Genomic DNA, 17465 nt, shown 5'->3' with positions numbered 1-17465 from the left:
CGCACTTTAACAATGTGAAACACAGCGTTATAAAAACAACAACAAGACCGAAAATCAGCACGCATCTGAGTGTGTTGTTTTAACTTGTAAACGATAAAAGCATGGTTTGAGCGTCGGTGACATCAGCAATGATAAGTGTTCGATGAAATAACACATTCATACCGACCCCGCGAGAGAGGCAACGACTACACTGCCGTAAAAAGCGAGGCCATGCTTGCGAACATAAAATAAGTTTGCCGTTTAGCTAACAGAATTAAATGACAATTGAGTGGCAAAAATGATGCCGCTTGAAAAAATGAAATGAGTAATAAGGGCTAGTCGCTCCCGACATCCTTAAAGCAGTGTGAACATGAATGCATCTGTACGATTATACGTGTCAATTCACGATCGTATGGGTTTGCGCTTAAGATAAAGGCGCTTGTTTATTCGCGTGAGTGTTTGCCCACCAGGGATAATGCGACGTTACAACAAGGTCCCCGTCCAGCCGTGAGGTTGCGCGGTGAGGGTTTGCACATGTCACTTTAATTTTGTGTCTTAACGGCTGTACGAAAACAGAGTTAGATACAATGAAAAGAATGTTAATTAATGCAACTCAGCAAGAAGAGTTGCGCGTTGCTCTTGTCGATGGGCAACGGTTGTATGATTTAGATATAGAAAGTCCAGGACACGAGCAGAAAAAAGCGAACATCTACAAAGGTAAAATTACCCGCGTTGAACCCAGCTTAGAAGCTGCTTTTGTTGACTACGGTGCAGAGCGCCATGGCTTCCTACCCCTCAAAGAAATTGCCCGCACTTACTTCCCTAAAGGTTACAAATTCGAAGGCCGCCCTAACATCAAAGATGTGATTAAAGAAGGCCAAGAAGTAATTGTTCAAATTGATAAAGAAGAGCGCGGCCAAAAAGGCGCTGCATTAACTACATTCTTATCGCTTGCAGGCAGTTACCTAGTACTTATGCCAAACAACCCTCGCGCTGGCGGTATTTCACGCCGAATAGAGGGCGATGAGCGTACAGAGCTTAAAGAGTCACTAAGCAAATTGGACCTTCCTGAAGGTATGGGTTTGATTGTTCGCACTGCGGGGGTTGGCAAATCTTACGAAGAGCTAGAATGGGATTTAAAAGTCTTGCTTACCCATTGGGAAGCTATCTCTAGCGTTGCTGAAGAACGTGAAGCCCCTTTCTTGATTCACCAGGAAAGTAACGTAATTGTTCGTGCTATCCGCGACTACCTACGTCGCGATATTGGCGAAATCCTTATCGATAAAACCAGTATTTATGAGCAAGCTTTACAGCACATTCAATTGGTGCGCCCTGACTTTGCAAATCGCGTAAAGCTCTATCGTGGTGAAGTGCCGTTATTTAGTCACTACCAAATCGAAAGCCAAATTGAGTCTGCATTCCAACGCGAAGTGCGTTTGCCTTCTGGCGGCTCAATTGTTATCGACCCAACAGAAGCACTAACCTCTATAGATATTAACTCTGCCCGTGCAACAAAAGGTGGTGATATTGAAGAGACAGCGCTTAACACAAACCTAGAAGCGGCAGACGAGATTGCCCGTCAACTGCGTCTTCGTGACCTAGGTGGATTGGTTGTAATCGACTTCATTGATATGACGCCAGTACGTCACCAACGTGAAGTCGAAAACCGCATGAAAGACGCGGTGAGAAGCGACAGAGCACGAGTGCAATTGGGTCGCATTTCTCGCTTTGGCCTTTTGGAAATGTCTCGCCAGCGTTTACGCCCTTCTTTAGGCGAATCAGCGCATCACGTGTGTCCTCGCTGTTCTGGTCACGGTACCATTCGTGGCACTGAGTCTTTGGCACTGTCTATTCTTCGTATTTTGGAAGAAGAGAGCATTAAAGAAAACACAGGGCAAATTGAAGCACAGTTGCCTGTTCCAGTTGCGACCTATCTACTTAACGAAAAGCGTAAGTCAATTCAGCTTCTCGAAAAGCGCCACGGTGTTGATTTACTGCTTATTCCTAATGCAAACCTAGATACACCGCACTACCAGGTATTACGCAGACGTCCAGATGACGTTATATCTGGAGCGAGTTACGACGTAGAGTTAATGCCTGCGGTAGAAGCTGAGACGGAAACAACGACTTCTGCACCGGTTAAGCGCGAAGAGCCTGCACTGAAGGGCCTTGTTGCCCCAACGGCTGCGCCTGTAGTTGCGCCAAAAGAAGAGCCAGCGAAGAAAGCCGACGATGTGCCTTCGCTATTTGCCCGATTTGGTAAGTGGATTAGCGATTTATTTGGTAGCGAAAGCGAAGAAGAAACCAATAAAGACAAGAAGCCACAGTCTGGTAATAAAAATAGAAACAACCGCAGCCGCAATAATGACGACCGTCGCCGCAAGCCGCGCAACAAGAACAATCGTCGTGGCAATCAGTCTCAAAACAGAGACCAAGGTAAAGACCAAAATCGCGATGGTGAGCAGAATGATAATCGCAAACCGCGCGGCGATCAGCAGCGAGACCAGCGCCAAGATCAAGATGATAAGCGCAATAACAAAGGTCGTAAGCCTCGTAAGGCACAACAACCTCGCGATGAGCAACAAAAGCCTAAGCACGAGAAGCAAGACGGCGAGCAGCAAGAAAACCAAGCGCAGAAGAAGCGTGAAGTTGCTGAACGCAGAAAACGTCGTGACAAGCGCCGCAGCGTCCGTGTGAAGAAAGATGACAACGGGGCAACTACTGTTGAACAAAACGAAGCGCAGGCTGCGCCAGTAGTTAAAGAAGCGCCATCGCAGCACAAAGCTAAAGCTGACACCAAGCCTAAAGCGCCGAAAGCAGAGTCACCGGTTGAAAACACTGCTGAACAGAAGAAGGATGAGCAAAAGCCAGCAGTCAAAGCCGCGCAAAAGCCAGCGGATAAACCTGCTGAAGCGAAGCCAGTATCGGATGCTGTTAAGGGTGAAGGTGACTCATCAGCGATAACTAGTGATGCCGTTGATGGCACTGATGCGAATACCGACGCTAACAGTGAAGAGCATGGTCAAAAACGTGAAGGCCGTGGCCGTTCACGCCGCTCTCCACGTCACGTTCGTGCGGCTGGCCAACGTCGTAAGAAAGAGTCGCAGCAAGTTGACGATTCAGACACGCAAGCTAAACAGCCTGGTGAGTTGTCACCGCAGCAGCCAGAAGCAGAAGTTGAAGCGACAGCTAAGACAGATGCACCTGTTGTCGAAGAAACACAAGCAAAAGAGCCTGGGCAGTTAGCGCCAGCTGAAGAGCAACCTGTTTCTAAGCAAGAGAAAGCAAAGCTTGACGTTGAAGCCGTTCAGGACGAACTTCAGTTTGATGCAGAGCCTTTAGCGGGAAATAAGCCTTCAGCGGATGCAGAGCCGTCAGCGAACGATAAACCTTCGGAAGCTGTAGACTCAACTGATGAAGTAACGTCAGCAGACGATAACGCAACAACTGAAGCTAAACCGGCTAAAGAAGCTCAAACTTCAGTGCAAGAAAGCAACGTTGAAGAAACGGCTCCGGCAGCACAAACGGAACCGGCAGTTGAAGCTAAAACAACGCAAGCTGATACGGCGCCAGAAGCTAAAGACGAAGCAACAGCATCGCCAGAGCAAGTTGAAATAAACTTGGCTGACGCACCTGTAGTTGCAGAACCAGAAGCACAGGTACAAGAAGCGAAAGCAGATACGCCAGCGGCTAAAGAAAAAGCTGAAACAACAGCAGCGCCTTCTTCGAGCCTAGCAGCGAGTGGCAAAGGAAAGCGTGGTGCATCGCACCCTATGGCATTGCCTGCAGCAGTAAACGACGCATTTGTTGATGTAGCGCTTACCGCTAAAACTGACGACACACGACCTGCACTCGCAGTATCGGGTAAAACTGCAGCGATGTCGCACGTAACGTCACGTGCATCAGCAGTAACAACGCTTCCTCAGTCGGTAGATGACGTTACCGAAGTAGCAGCAGTGGCTGAATAATTTCCAGTCGCTAGTGCGCTACTAGCTAATTGACGTAAAAGCCGCTTTCGAGCGGCTTTTTTGTTTGTTAGTGTACGTTTAACATCGAGTCCGAGTTGAGAATAAAATGTCAGATACGGTAAACCAGCAGTATATAGATTGGTTAAGCCAAGTATGTAACGCGCAAGTATTAGACACACAAATGATTCAACCTCTTTGGAGTGGCTACGGAGCGTGCTTTCGTGCCACTTTGGGCTATCCTAATAATACTTTTTCAAAGAATCACGACGAGAGAAGCCCTTTCCAAGAAAGCCAGTATCACCAAGCTCAACAAAACCCACTTGGCGCGCAACAAGGTGAAGACGAAGCAGCGCTAAAAGTAGTCGTGAAATGCGCCACTCCGCCACACAGGCTCTCTCACCCTAAAGGCTGGAATGGTGAAGCTAGCCACAACCGTAAGTGCCAATCTTTTAAGGTAGAGAACTGTTTTTATAGCGACGTTCAAGTCCAAACTGATGCGTCGTGCCGTACAGCTAAATACTTAGGGCACAGCCAACAGGGCGAAGCCTCCCTTCTTGTTATGGAAGACTTAGCACACAGCGGCTATTCTCGCACGGCCTCTTCACTTACCGCTGCGCAATGCATCACTGTTCTAAAATGGCTTGCCAACTTTCATGCACGCTTTGTCAATGTGAGAGATGAATTTGATAGCCGACGTTTACAATTATGGCCTGAAGGCACTTATTGGCACTTGGCAACCCGTGAAGATGAGTTCAACGCCATGTCGGATGGATTACTAAAGCAACATGCTGTCGATATATCTACCACGTTAGGCGACGCTCATTATCACACTTTGGTGCACGGCGATGCTAAAGTGGCTAACTTTTGTTTTACCGAAGATTTTTCTGACTGTGCAGCTGTCGACTTTCAGTACGTGGGTTATGGCGCAGGCATAAAGGACGTGGCGTATTTTTTGGGCAGTGCCCTATCAACCCAAACCCACATGAAACATCGTGATGCATTGCTCGATAACTACTTTCAAGCGCTCGAAGATGCGCTACACACTCGATTGGCTAACAATGATAGTTCGGCTTGTTTCAAGCGTGCTGATATTGCGCTTATCATTGCTGAATGGAAGTACCTGTACCCCTTCGCCTGCGCTGACTTTTATCGGTTCTTAGCGGGTTGGAGCCCCGAACACTGGAAAATAGATGAAGAGCTCCAATATCAAACAGATATTGCCTTGTCTATTCTTGAGCGCACGGCTTAAACGATTACGTTTTCATAGTGATCACGACTTTTATGAACGTACTTTTTCTCTCTCGCGCGCCCTTTTTTACGTTCTATTTCTACACCAATTCAGACGACATGTCGCTGGTAGCCCATCTGCTCTGACTTACTATTTTATTGCCGTGAAACTGCACCATTAAATTACATTTAGCGTATATAGTGACAAATAATCATAACGCTGCTGCCAATGTACAAACGTAAACTCTACCTTTTTGGGCTACTTTCCACTTTTATTCTGTTGATTGCTTTAGCCAGTGCAGCCATATCTGCGCATTTAACGCGCACTAACTTAGCGCAAGCTCAACTCGCTCAATCCCTGCTGTCAGAGCACCAGCAGTTATCAAGTATTTCCTACAGGCTTTTCAAACAGCTAACCGATGAGCTTATTTTTGGCAAGAATGCGAACCAAGCGAAAGTGAGAAACAAACAACAACAAATAGAAAACTCGTTGAACCGTATAAAATCTCTGGAACTTGCCCAACGCGAAGCACTAGGGCTTGAGGCAACATTAGGAAGTGTTGAAGATACCGATGAACTTGAAGCGCTGATTCAAGGCATTGTGGAAGAGTTTAGAGCTATTGCGCTAAGTAACGACAGTACTCCACTTAATCAACAGCAGCGCCTTCAAACATTACTTGAAATAACTATCGACAACCAGTTTAGGGAGGCCATCAACTCTGCAGTAAACCGCCAGACAGGCGTTGTATCCCGCATTAACGCTAGCATTGAAACGCTAAACAGCAGCATTGTGTGGTTTACTATCAGTTTAGGCCTTATCACCTGTCCTTTCATTCTGCTGGGTTGTTATTGGCTATTCAATGCCCTGTATCAGCCGCTTACAGTTATTCGCACGGGTACCGATGCCATTGCCTCGGGAAACTACCACTATCGATTGCCTGAAACCCTGGATAGCGAATTTACTGACTTGGTCAAAGCACTAAATTCCATGATAGCGCGACTACAAGAACACGAAGACCAGGCTGATGCCCATCGTAAGCACTTAGAGTTTGAAGTGGAGAGCCGAACCCGGGCTTTAAAAGAAGCCAACAATAAACTCACTCAGCTGGACGCAAAGCGCCGACAATTTATGGCTGATGTAAGTCACGAATTGCGCACACCGTTAACCATTATTCGTGGCGAAGCTCAGGTAACCCTTAGGCAGGCTGCGGCTAGCAACGAGATTTATGAAGAAACGCTAGAAACCATACTTGAGCAAGCCGTGAACTTAAGTAAGTTGGTTGATGATTTGCTGCTGCTAGCGCGTGCCGAGATGCACGAATTTACTGTAGATCTGGTTAAATCTGACTTACATAACCTGCTTACACAAAATATGGCGTTATGGCAAAAGCTCACAAAGCCAAGAGACTTAGAACTTAAATGGCTTGCCAATAATGAGGTCCAAGTGCTCATCGACAAAGACAGAATTGCGCAGGTACTGACCATCCTTATCGAAAACGCGCACAAATATTCTTATCCCGATACGCCCATTGTGCTGCGCGTTGAGAGCGAAGGCCCGAATATCAACGTATCGGTCATTGATAGCGGTGAAGGCATTTCGTCAAGTGATTTGCAGCACGTTTTTGAACGCTTCGTTAGGTTAAAGCGCAAAGGCAATGGAATGGGGCTAGGTTTGTCTATCGCTAAAGCGATAGCAGAAGCCCACCACGGTACATTGAGTGCGCATTCCACATTAGGTAAAGGCTCGCAGTTCACGTTGACGCTGCCAGTTTTACAAGACCACGCGACTAGGGCCTGATGACCGTTGCTGTACATTTTTGCAGCGGTCAACAGGCTCCAATAACAACCGTTAAGTAACTTCGAACGACTAGGATCATAACAACAATGAAAATTCTTATTGCTGATGACGAAGCCCCCTTGCTACGCTTTCTATCACGAGGCTTAAGCGCTGAAGGTTTTGAGTGCATCGAAGAGTCGGCATTACACAACTTAGTCACGCGCATTCGTCATGAAGCCCCTGCTATTATTGTACTTGATCGCATGTTTGGTGATGAAGATAGCGTAGAGCTGCTGCCCGCAATCAAGTCGCTTCCCCATGCCCCTATGGTTTTGTTGCTAACGGCGGTGGACGAAGTACGCGAGCGCGTGAATGGTTTAAAACAAGGCGCGGATGACTATTTGTGCAAGCCATTTGACTTTGACGAACTACTTGCGCGCATAACGGCCTTAAGCCGAAGAGTGACAAATACACCGGTTACCCAATTAGGCCTCACCATCGGACCGTTAAACATCGATGACGAGTCACGTATTGCGACATTGTCTGGGGAAGAGATTTCACTCACCAAACTAGAATACGACATGCTCTACTACTTCGCAGAAAATGCTGAAAAAGTGCTGTCTCGAGAACGCATATTAAGTCGAGTATGGCGAAGTCACAGCGATCCGCTAACTAATGTTGTTGATGTGTATATCAGTAGGCTGCGACAAAAGCTTCACAGCAGTGATGCCATATTTATTGAAACTCTGAGAGGCAACGGCTATCGGTTGACCACCAGAAAATAGTCGTTTCGTCTCATTTGCTATTGCATTCATGTGTTATCCCGCCTAATTTGAACACTCGTTCAAATTTTATAAAGGATAATTATGGCTCGCTCACCTTCTTCATTACTCTCAAGGCTATGTTGCGCAACCGCTGTAGGCATTAGTCTATTGTCATCACCAGTCTTCGCTCAGACAGACACCAGAGGTGCCGCGCAGCCTGATAAGAATACAGCAATGTCTGCACGGGAATTGCGAGCACCAAAGGTTATCTTTTTCGATGTTAATGAGACCTTGCTTGACCACACCGCCATTGCGAAGCTTAACACCCTATCCTGACGTGCGCGATGGCTTACAGGCACTTAAAAACAAGGGTTATAAACTAGTAAGCCTTACCAACTCGTCTAATCAAGGCGTATATACTCAATTTAAGAATGCTGATCTTTTGTCTTATTTCGACGAGCGACTAAGTGTAGAAGACATTAACTTTTATAAGCCCGATACACGCACGTATGAGTGGGCTATTGAAAAAATGGGTATAGCAGCAGAAGACGCTATGTTAGTGGCGGCCCACGGTTGGGATATTGCTGGTGCTAAACAGGCAGGCTGGCAAGCCGCGTTCATTGCACGCCCCGGTAAGGTACTTTACCCGTTAGCAATAGCGCCTGACACGGTGGTAAGCGGACTAGATGAATTAGTCTCCCAATTACCCGATGCCAAATAAGCGTTAGGGTTGATGGTATCTAGGTGCACATAAAAGCACAGCTTAAAGGTTGGCACGGGTAAACATAATTATTAGGTTAAACGCCTGGGCCATAAAAGGTCATGCAAACCAATATTTCGAGCTAAGCACTGAGCTACTCTGTTGCCGTGCCTGCTCTTTTCATATCGATGTGAGGAATATCGTCTTCCAAGTACATAGTCGAGGTGGCTTCAAACCCAAAACCTTCATAAAACCGTTTTAAATACTCTTGCGCGCCAATTTCAATATCACAGCCTGGCCATAACGCCTCACAATGATCAATGGCTTCACGCATAAGTGCTCTGCCCGCCCCTTTACCTCTGAAAGTTTCGCTGGTAGCTACTCGACCGATACTCACCGATGGATAACTAACCCCTTCGCCAAGTAATCGTGCACACGCTACCAATTTGTTATCTTGAAACCCCATTAAATGATGAGTTTTTGGATGGCGGTCTTTTTCGTCAAGCTCCGGATAGGCACAGTTTTGCTCAACGACAAAAACATCGACACGCAGCTTGAGCAAGTCGAAGAGTTGATGATTAGTCAGTTCATTAAATGTAAGTGATTGCCAGGAAACCATGTTGCCTCGATGATTTTTTATTATTAACGTTTGAGTAGCGCCTTTAACAGATCCTGTTAAAGTTATAGATGTCAATTTTAAAATGCTAACTTTGAAATCTCTGCGACGATAACGATTGGTTTAGCGTAACGCAACCCATTTTACTCACAACTTATGCTACAGCCTGAGCACCACACGCGTAGGTCAAGATACTCTGGATTATTCAGGCTCTAGGGTTAAGATACTCGTTGTTCGCCAACCCTGCCTTGACATAGTCAATGAACATTTTAACCTTAGTAAGGTTCTTACGCCCTTCAACACTTACCACCTGTATAGGCAACTTTTTGTCTTCCACATCTTCTAACAAACTTACCAAATCACCACTTCTAAGTGCTTCTGCAACCTGATAGGACATCAACCGAACAACCCCAACGCCTGCAATGGCGGCGTTAATAGCCGCTCTGTTTTGGTTGGATTGAAAACGAGGTGTTAGCTTAATGGCAATAGGTCTGCCGTTTTTGTGATACGTCCATACCGCTGGCTCGTTAAAGCGCGTCGGATAAAGCACACTATGCCGTTTTAAATCTTCTGGCTTTTTTATGGCCGGGCTACTCGCCAAGTAGCTAGGCGCCGCACAGGTTACACGCCGTACGTATCCTACCGTAACACCGTAAAGCGAGGAGTCTTTCGGGTTACCTATACGTATTGCTACATCCATATTGCTATCAATTAGATTCACCACATCGTCGTGAAAATGCCCGTTAACCCTAATGTCGGGATAGTCCTTAAGAAATTGGGATATTATCGGCGTTACATAACGTTCGCCGAACAAAATGGGTGCCGTGATATTAAGCTCACCTCTGGGCACTAAATCAATGCCAGACACAGCAGCTTCACTTTGCTCAATATCTGCCAGTATACGTGAAACATGAATAAGGTAATGTTCACCAACCTCACTCAATTTCACTTGCCGCGTTGTCCGATGAAAAAATCGAGTATTTAACTGTCCCTCTAAATGTGCAATACATCGAGTAACCGCAGGCGCTGACATCGACATCGCGTCTGCAGCTCCTACAAAGCTTCCCGACTTAGCAGCCTCTGCAAACACTCTCATGCACAAAAGCTTGTCCATATTATTTCACTCAATGAAATTATAAATTTCAAAAATAGCTAATTATTAAATAAAAGGAAAGTTCTAGTATCGCTCTCAGCTTTTGCACGTTTTCGTTCAGGTTAACGTTTTTACACTACAGCCCAATGCCTACAGGAGTTAATTATGAGACCACCGCTTCCCCCCTTTTCACCTGAAACCGCAGCACAAAAAGTGCGACTTGCTGAAGACGCATGGAACACCAAAGATGCGGTAAAAGTTGCAGGTGCTTATACCTTTGACTGCCGTTGGCGCAACCGAGCAGAATTTATTGAAGGACGTGCTCAAATAGTGAGTTTTTTGACGAGAAAGTGGAACAAAGAGCTCAACTATAAATTAGTAAAAGAGCTATGGGCATTCAACGCAAACCGTATAGCAGTGCGCTTTGCATACGAGTACAAAGACGATTCTGGTCAATGGTATAGAGCTTACGGTAATGAAAATTGGCAGTTCAACCTTGATGGCCTAATGGAAAAACGCATTGCCAGTATCAACGAACATCCTATTTCAGAAAGTGACCGAAAGTTCACGTGGGATGGCGAACGACGCCCTGACGATTTTCCCACTCTGTCCGAGCTTGAGCTGTAAACAATGTTGATAATAACACCCAACTAACCATTTCTATTGAGAGGATGAATTTATGACAAATCCAACAAGCAGAACATTGCCAAAAAGCCCTATTGTTTTGATTCAAAACCCTAAATCTGGCCACTGTCACAAAGTTTCATTGTTTATGACACTGAATGCCATCCCTTTCACAACCGTTGAGCCTGACATGGCCAAAGGCGAGCACAAGAGTGATCGCTTCAGCTCACTTAACGTGTTTAAACAAGTCCCCGTGATAACAGACGGTGATATCACTTTGGCTGACTCCAATGCCATTCTGGTTTATTTGATCCACGCATACGCAGACAGTGACTATTGGCTAGGAAAGAACGCCAAAGAAAAAGCGCTAATTCAACGCTGGCTATCAGTCTCAGCGGGTGAACTTGCTAAAGGGCCGGCCGCCGCGCGATTGGAATACGTATTTGGAGCAACGATTCATGTGCCCACAGTACTGGCCACCACCGAGACGTTACTTGCAAACATGGAGGCTCATCTAGGAAACACGGTAAGTACTTTTTTGGTTGGCGAACACGTTACCGCAGCAGACATCGCTATGTATTCGTATATAGCTCATGCCCCTGAAGGAGGAATATCGTTGTCCAAATTTCCTCTTATCAATGCCTGGATAAATGCGGTTGAGAGTCTGGATAATTTTGTCCCAATGCCAGCGTCTGACATCGCACCAGCGCGCAATACCAGTCCGCATAGTTAATTGAGGTCGTTATGTCTCTAACTAAGCTATCATCCTTGAACCCAGCGTTTCATCAAGGCGAAATTGCACTGCAAAAAAAGCTGGAAATTGACAGGGAAATCGGTGAGCGGACGAATGGTTTTATCCGTAGCGTTATGCCGGAACAACACAGGCAGTTCTTTACATCCAGTCCGTTCACTGTTTTCGCCTTGGTAGACGAAAAAGGCCACCCTGTAGCCACGCCTGTTTGGGGAGAAGGAGATTTCATAGAAAGTCCCTCTGCTACCCAATTGCGCTTTAGCCTACCAGTAGAAGTTTGGAATATGATGCAACACTCGTTAAATCTCGACGTGACTTCAGGCAGCAAAATTGGAATCGTCGGCATTGAATACGCTACAAGGCGAAGAAATCGGTTGAACGGTACGATAAGTCACGCAACTAATGAAAACCTTACGGTATTGGTAGATCAAAGTTTCGGTAACTGCCCCCAATACATTCACAAACGAACCACAGTCAAAAAACAACGTGCCGTTCAGACTGCCCCAATGAAAAACACAGTAGGAGCCGGTGATTCTACATTTTTTACTTCAACATCGAATGTGCTCACCCCAAGTGCACGCTCGCTAATATCAAGGGCTGAAACGTTTTTTATTGCCTCACGACATAAATCTTTAGGCCATGCAGCGAATGAAGGGCTAGACGTTTCTCACAGGGGGGGCAAAGCAGGCTTTGTTAAAGTGGAAGGGAATTCGTTAATCTTTCCCGATTTTAGCGGTAATAAATTCTTTAATACCTTGGGCAACATCCTACTAGACCCACGCGTCGGTCTGTGTTTTTGGGATAATGAAACAGGTGACCTTCTGTTTATTAAAGCAAAGGCGAGTATCGAATCCCTCGAATCGAATATAACCGCATTTGAAGGTGCAGAGCGCTTTGTGTCTCTTTCGGTATTCTCGGTAACACATATTTCGGGTGCGTATCCCTACTCCCATGAGATCACAGACATATCCCCCTATGCACTAAAGACAGGCGACTGGAAATAAGCGGTTAATTGATGAACCCTATCATCTAGTTAGCGTAATCAATTGGAATACCGTAACCAGAATGGTTACGCTGTTTAGACAAAAAGTCTTGGTTAGGTTTTGTAGACAAGGGCAAATGCCCGCCTAGACACAGGGGCAGAACATGAGTGATAAGCGTAACATCAAAACGTACAACAAACCCGCTGGCGGATGGGGAGCACTAAAGAGTGTAACCCAGAGCTGGCTCCAAAGCGAAAAGCCACTTAAGAATTTACGAGCCATGCTCAAAACGAATCAAGACAAAGGCTTTGACTGCCCAGGCTGTGCGTGGGGTGAATCACCAGAAAGTGGTTTAGTGAAGTTTTGTGAAAATGGTGCTAAAGCAGTGAACTGGGAGTCTACCGGTCGCTATGTAGACCCAACATTTTTCTCAAAGTATTCGGTCGGCTCACTGAAAAAGCACACCGATTACTGGCTTGAGTCACAAGGGAGACTCACCCACCCTATGCGCTACAATGCTCAAGCAGACCATTACGAACCAGTATCATGGGACGATGCCTTCGCACTTATTGCCAAACACTTGAAGGGTTTACATTCCCCTCATCAGGCGGAGTTTTATACCTCCGGGCGGGCGAGTAACGAAGCCGCCTATTTATATCAGTTATTCGTACGCGCATTTGGCACAAATAATTTTCCCGATTGTTCAAATATGTGCCACGAAGCGTCGGGGCAAGGTATGAAACCTACGATAGGCGTGGGCAAAGGCACAGTTACGTTCAATGATTTTGCAAAAGCAGACACCATTTTTGTTATCGGCCAAAATCCGGGAACTAACCACCCTCGTATGCTAGAACCTCTTCGTGAAGCAGTACGAAGAGGGGCGCAAGTGGTATGCTTCAACCCGTTAAAAGAGCGTGGCCTTGAACGATTTCAAAACCCGCAGCATCCGGTTGAGATGCTAACCAATGGCTCTGAGCCAACCAATACCGCCTATTTCAGGCCTGCTCTTGGTGGTGACATGGCGGTTATGCGCGGCATCGCTAAATGGCTGTTAACTTGGGAACAAGAAGCCAAAGCAAACAATGCTCCTCCCGTCTTCGACCACGACTTTATTAACGCACATACCAATGGAATGGACGACTATTTGAGTGCCGTTGAAGCGACGAACTGGGAGCATATTGAAGCGCAGAGCGGTTTATCAAAAGACGAAATACGTCACGCGGCAACCATGTACAAACGTGGAGAACGGGTGATCATGTGCTGGGCAATGGGGATCACCCAACACAAGCACTCAGTAGCTACGGTTCAGGAAATAGTGAACGTACAACTACTACGAGGAAACGTGGGCAAGCCTGGTGCAGGGCTTTCTCCCGTTCGTGGCCACAGCAATGTGCAGGGGGATAGAACTGTGGGTATTAACGAAGTCCCCCCCAAAGCATTGCTTGACGCACTAGAGAACAAGTTTAACTTCGCCGTTCCACGAGAAAGAGGTCACAATACGATTCAAGCTATCCAGGCTATGGAAAGTGGTGAATCCAAAGTTTTCATCGGCCTAGGCGGTAATTTCGCCCAGGCGACGCCAGATACGCCGCGTACTCACGCTGCGCTGTCACAATGCGACTTAACCGTTCATATCGCCACCAAGTTAAATCGTTCTCACCTAACCACAGGTAAAGACGCGCTTATATTACCCTGCTTGGGACGTACTGAAATTGACATGCAGGCTAGCGGGCAACAAGGCGTGACTGTGGAAGATACGTTTTCTATGGTCCATATTTCTTATGGCCAACTTCCGCCAAGCTCGCCCGAACTTCGCTCTGAACCCGCTATTATTGCTGGTATCGCGAAGGCGACGTTAGGCAACACGCCGGTAGACTGGGACTTCTTAATAAGCGATTACGACAATATTCGTGAGCTCATTGCCGACACCATAGACGGTTTTAAAGACTTTAACACCAAACTCGCTCAACCAGGTGGTTTTCATTTAGGTAATGCAGCAGGTGAGAGACGCTGGTTAACACCATCGGGCAAAGCCGAGTTTGCTGCTAACGCCCTGCCTGATTCACTGTTAAATGCTGACCTCGTTGCGAAAGGTGAAGAGCCGGACCTCATTTTACAAACACTGCGCTCTCATGATCAGTACAACACAACTATTTATGGTATGGATGACCGCTACAGAAACGTGTTTGGCGCGCGGGACGTTCTGTTTGTCAATGAACGTGACATTAAGAAGCTGGGTTTTAACGATGGCGATAAAGTCGACATTACGTCAATGTGGAACGACGGCAAAACACGCCAAGTTAAACAGTTTATGTTGGTGGCTTACGACATCCCGCAAGGTCAAGCAGCAGCATATTACCCCGAAACCAATCCGTTAGTACCACTAGAAAGTTACGGTGATGGCACGTTCACACCAACATCGAAATTTATCGCGATCAAACTTTCGAAATCTGAATCAGATGGCCGAATAGCAGTCTCTGCGGTGTAAGCTTTTCGTTGCTTATCCGGTACTTATCAGTACAGGCCCTTTGTTTCTAACTGGCTCGCTGCGCACTACTTTTCTTGCGGTGCGTAAGCTCTTGGAGGGTCATACTTAGGTACATGGATCAGGGTGAGACCGTAACGGCTTGCCCACTTTACTGATAAGGCTGTAGGAGCAGATAGCGTCACTACCAAAGGTAATTCAGCTCTTATCGCTTTTTGAACCAACTCTAAACTGCAGCGGCTTGTAAGCACAACAATACCTTCAGGTTGAAAGAGCTTTTGGGTGACGATAGCACCAATTAATTTATCAAAAGCATTATGCCTTCCTATATCTTCTCGGCATGCCAGCACATTGCGCTTAGCATCAATGTAGAGCGCTCCATGCACCGCACCGCTCTGCTGAGCTAATGCTTGCGCATTGGATATAAGGCTTCGCAATCCTTTAAACCAGCTCACATCAGGCAAAGGCGATACATCAATAGACGTCAATTGAGGCAAAGCGTTGTCTAATGCCTCAACACCGCAGAGCCCACAGCCCGACGCCCCCGCCAATTGCCGTTTATTTTCCTTTAACTTCCAGAACGCCTGATTGGCAATTTCAACTTCAGCATTGATGTGTTCTTTGTGATGCGTCAATTCAATACCGTAAAGCTGGCGAGGATGTTCGATAATGTCGTTACTTAAACTGAAGCCCACAATGAAATCTTCAATGTCGTTTGGGGTTATCAGCATTACGGCATAATTAATGCCGTTGTAACTAATGCTTAAAGCGACTTCTTCGGCAAGAGCAAAATTTTGAGTATAGGGTGCAGCATCTAAAACCAATGCGTGCTGTTCAGTGTTACTTTTCATGTGGCCAATCACCTGGAGTATTCACATTCAACCACTCTACGCCATCTTCATTGGACATATTTGCGAGACGCTTTTTGTTATCGCTTTCTTCTTTACGCGCTGTTTTTTTGAGGTCGCCTTCTTTAAGAGAGACTGCATTGAGAATTTCTAAAAATCCTACCACTCGTCTTTTACTTTGCTCAACTAGATAGTTGGCTAAGAGGGCTTTGGTGTCCTGAGTAACGGGTATATAGAAAGGCAAAAAGCGTTTTTCCACATAACATGCCTTTTCAGCCTCTCGCCCTCGCGAAACTAATATTCTCAAAAGCTCGGGCGTCATCTGCGGCATGTCAACGGGAAGAACAAGTAGTTCACAAGGATTGCCATTGTGATTATCAGGTTGAGATAGTGCGTCTAAAACAGCATGTACTCCGCTAAGCGGACCTGCATCTTCAATTTTGTCATTCAAAAAGCCTGGCGCGTTACGACTAATTAACACTTTATCGCAACTCGCTGCCTGTAAAAGTAACGAAGCATTATCGATGAGAGTACGGCCCTGATAACGCATAAGTGCTTTATCTTGCCCCATTCTGCGCGATTGACCACCCGCAAGCACTAAACCGATGAGTGTCATATTCACTTTACTCACTGCATATGCCTCCTTTATTGAAAATCTCCTCATATCCTTTTAAAAACTCAAAGCATTGCTTGGCAATGGGAGAGCTGGGTTCGCCTTTTCGCATGATGAGCCCTAGAGGCGAAATGGTTTTACCATCGTCAACAGTAACATAGGCGAGTCCTAAATCATCTTTGGCCTTTGCGACGTTGGTTGGAAGGATCGTACAACACATCCCCTTTTTCACTGCTTGCAGTAAACAATGAACCGAGTCTGATTCAATAACAGGCTCATTGTTCACGCCCACATTAGCCATGTTTAGCGTGATTGACTGCCTAAAGTGCATTGAAGGTGTTAATAACCCAAGTGGCAGTGATGAAAGAGACTGCCAGCTTAGGGTATCTTGCTCAAAGCAGTAATGATTGGGGTGATACAGCAACACCATTGGAGTAGCTTTAAACGGCAAAATATGGAAGTGTTGCGCGCTCATGCCTTCAAGGTAACAAAGACCCAGGTCAAGTTCGTTACGGTGTAGCGCGTTAACGATATACTCACTGCTATGTGTTTGTAAGGAAAACTGTAGTGCACTGTGCTGTTTTGAGAGGGTGTCAATAATGTCGATAGGATCGACACTCGCTAGAGGAACGGCACCGATCCGAAGTCGGCCAACTAAGGCGCCTTTGCACGATGCAGCTTCCGCTTGTAATCCGTCACACGCCGCTAAGATATTCCTTGCCCATGCCAAAATTCTTTCACCTTCCGGTGTAAAGCCTTGGAATCTGTGGTTGCGAGCCACCAACTGAATACCAAGCTCATCTTCTAAATTATGAAGGCGTGAAGAAAGCGTGGGTTGTGTAACATTGCACGACTTAGCCGCTTTACCGAAGTGCTGCGTCTCATCTAACGCGACCAGAAACCGGAGCTGACGAATATCCAAAGACCAATACCTTAATCATGATAGATAGCTTCTATCATGATTCTACCAATGGAACGCTTGACTTGTAAGTACATTAAACGCATGTTTTTAGAATAAGCCAAAAACCCCAAAGATA

13 protein-coding genes and 1 pseudogene are annotated in these 17465 nt (G+C 46.2%); 9 read left to right on the top strand and 5 right to left on the bottom strand.

Annotation, left to right across the window (positions count from 1 at the left end; translation table 11 throughout):
* Window positions 1–566: 566 nt before the first annotated feature.
* The 5 genes and pseudogenes from rne to QME20_RS01055 all read left to right on the top strand — a co-directional run bounded on the left by rne (window position 567) and on the right by QME20_RS01055 (window position 8436).
* Window positions 567–3947, top strand: a complete 3381-nt coding sequence (gene rne, locus QME20_RS01080) for a ribonuclease E (protein WP_281715281.1) — start codon at window positions 567–569, stop codon at window positions 3945–3947.
* A gap of 106 nt (window positions 3948–4053) precedes the next feature.
* The gene (locus QME20_RS01075) at window positions 4054–5196 is read left to right on the top strand and encodes an oxidoreductase family protein (protein WP_049588740.1); all 1143 of its coding nucleotides are present in this window, start codon (window positions 4054–4056) and stop codon (window positions 5194–5196) included.
* Window positions 5197–5403: 207 nt separating this feature from the next.
* Window positions 5404–6972 (top strand): HAMP domain-containing sensor histidine kinase, encoded by a 1569-nt coding sequence (locus QME20_RS01070; protein WP_281715280.1) that lies wholly within the window; start codon window positions 5404–5406, stop codon window positions 6970–6972.
* A gap of 86 nt (window positions 6973–7058) precedes the next feature.
* Window positions 7059–7736 carry a response regulator transcription factor gene (locus QME20_RS01065; RefSeq protein ID WP_014949203.1) on the top strand — a complete coding sequence of 226 codons (678 nt, stop codon included), beginning with the start codon at window positions 7059–7061 and terminating at the stop codon, window positions 7734–7736.
* 81 nt (window positions 7737–7817) lie between these two features.
* Window positions 7818–8436: pseudogene (locus tag QME20_RS01055) on the top strand (HAD-IA family hydrolase).
* 133 nt (window positions 8437–8569) lie between these two features.
* Here the strand turns inward: QME20_RS01055 and QME20_RS01050 are convergent.
* The gene (locus QME20_RS01050) at window positions 8570–9034 is read right to left on the bottom strand and encodes a GNAT family N-acetyltransferase (RefSeq protein WP_281715278.1); all 465 of its coding nucleotides are present in this window, start codon (window positions 9032–9034) and stop codon (window positions 8570–8572) included.
* 202 nt (window positions 9035–9236) lie between these two features.
* Window positions 9237–10127, bottom strand: coding sequence for a LysR family transcriptional regulator (locus tag QME20_RS01045; protein ID WP_281715277.1), 891 nt, complete (start codon window positions 10125–10127; stop codon window positions 9237–9239).
* A 162-nt stretch (window positions 10128–10289) separates the two neighbouring features.
* On the opposite strand from QME20_RS01045, the gene QME20_RS01040 reads away from it, so the two are divergent.
* From QME20_RS01040 to QME20_RS01025, 4 genes are all read left to right on the top strand, one after another.
* A complete protein-coding gene (locus tag QME20_RS01040) occupies window positions 10290–10751 on the top strand; it encodes a nuclear transport factor 2 family protein (RefSeq protein ID WP_014979105.1) in 462 nt (153 codons plus the stop codon).
* Between the two features lie 52 nt (window positions 10752–10803).
* Window positions 10804–11481 carry a glutathione binding-like protein gene (locus QME20_RS01035; protein ID WP_281715276.1) on the top strand — a complete coding sequence of 226 codons (678 nt, stop codon included), beginning with the start codon at window positions 10804–10806 and terminating at the stop codon, window positions 11479–11481.
* A gap of 11 nt (window positions 11482–11492) precedes the next feature.
* Window positions 11493–12503, top strand: coding sequence for a pyridoxamine 5'-phosphate oxidase family protein (locus QME20_RS01030; protein ID WP_281715275.1), 1011 nt, complete (start codon window positions 11493–11495; stop codon window positions 12501–12503).
* Between the two features lie 142 nt (window positions 12504–12645).
* Window positions 12646–14970 carry an FdhF/YdeP family oxidoreductase gene (locus QME20_RS01025; protein WP_281715274.1) on the top strand — a complete coding sequence of 775 codons (2325 nt, stop codon included), beginning with the start codon at window positions 12646–12648 and terminating at the stop codon, window positions 14968–14970.
* Between the two features lie 65 nt (window positions 14971–15035).
* Here the strand turns inward: QME20_RS01025 and fdhD are convergent, their stop codons facing one another.
* From fdhD to QME20_RS01010, 3 genes are read right to left on the bottom strand one after another with little or no spacing between them, the layout of a single operon-like run.
* Window positions 15036–15818: a formate dehydrogenase accessory sulfurtransferase FdhD gene (fdhD, locus tag QME20_RS01020; protein ID WP_281715273.1), complete on the bottom strand. Its 783-nt coding sequence runs from the start codon at window positions 15816–15818 to the stop codon at window positions 15036–15038.
* Entirely contained in the window at window positions 15808–16446 is a 639-nt protein-coding gene (locus tag QME20_RS01015; RefSeq protein WP_281715272.1) for a molybdenum cofactor guanylyltransferase, read from the bottom strand. Before QME20_RS01015 ends, fdhD begins: the two co-directional genes overlap by 11 nt.
* Window positions 16439–17350 carry a LysR family transcriptional regulator gene (locus tag QME20_RS01010; protein ID WP_239239924.1) on the bottom strand — a complete coding sequence of 304 codons (912 nt, stop codon included), beginning with the start codon at window positions 17348–17350 and terminating at the stop codon, window positions 16439–16441. Before QME20_RS01010 ends, QME20_RS01015 begins: the two co-directional genes overlap by 8 nt.
* Between the last annotated feature and the right edge of the window lie 115 nt (window positions 17351–17465).

Source organism: Alteromonas sp. CyTr2 (assembly GCF_947311905.1).
Lineage (GTDB): Bacteria > Pseudomonadota > Gammaproteobacteria > Enterobacterales > Alteromonadaceae > Alteromonas > Alteromonas macleodii.
Note: the sequence above shows the minus strand (reverse complement) of the source record. Positions and strands in the feature narration are given on the sequence as shown.